The sequence below is a fragment of the methanotrophic endosymbiont of Bathymodiolus puteoserpentis (Logatchev) genome (assembly GCF_900128525.1).
GTDB lineage: Bacteria > Pseudomonadota > Gammaproteobacteria > Methylococcales > Methylomonadaceae > Methyloprofundus.
Window position 1 is genome coordinate 1 of sequence record NZ_FQTQ01000118.1, and the last position, 839, is coordinate 839.

Annotated in this window: 1 protein-coding gene; it reads right to left on the reverse strand. The window is 40.3% G+C overall.

What is annotated here, in order from left to right:
* Positions 1-198: 198 nt before the first annotated feature.
* Positions 199-839: hypothetical protein (locus BQ7314_RS09705; RefSeq protein WP_174483510.1), on the reverse strand; the 641-nt coding region annotated here is incomplete at its 5' end.

Consider the following 839-nt stretch of genomic DNA (forward strand, 5'->3'; position numbering starts at 1 on the left):
AAGATAAGCGAATAGAGCAACTGGATCTATTTTAAAGCACCGCTACCTTTAGGTGGTAAATGAATTAACCCGCTTCGAGCGGTTCACGGTTTTCAAGCCTCCGGCTTTGCCGGAGGTATTTGACTCCTGCTTAAATTGTTAAAAGGGTGTTACCAGTGCTGCTTTTAACACCCTCTTCGTACTCCATCCTTATAGGTATTACTCTACCCAATAATTTATTACTTCAAACTCCTGACCTGACTGCGCATCATTGTATGTGTAAGCAAACAGACCATAACTATAACCATTAGCCGGGAAGTTAGCAGAGTCTATAGCACCTACCGAACCAGCGTAAATAGTAGATGTGCCGCGTGTAAGCGATAGGCTGGAACCAACACTTGCGCCAACGGTAAATCCGGCCACTTTCCCTAAAGCCTCTCCGGTTACTTTAAGTTCTTTCGTTACCTCTATACCTACACCAACTCCAAATGCTTGATTTACCTGTAAAGTGACTTCGCGCGAACCAGAACCTTGGTCGACATTTTGAATGTCAGATTCCAGTTCTAATATATTTAGTGCATTTAGTAGTGCACTACTAGGGTTTGAAATAATATCAAAAATGGTATCAAAATATTGGTTGGTCAAGCTATTTTTTTCTGAAACTGTTGGATAACTTGAGATATCTCCAGGCGTATGTTTAAAAACATTGTTACCAAAATGAAAGGCATCATCTTCAATACTCTGGTTGTAAAAATCCAGTGTAGCCATAATAGTAATAGGTTTTCTGGGCAAAGAAATAACCACTTGCTCACCAATTAATTCAGGAATCGGATGTGAAGCAATGGTGTAGGTGTATTGAT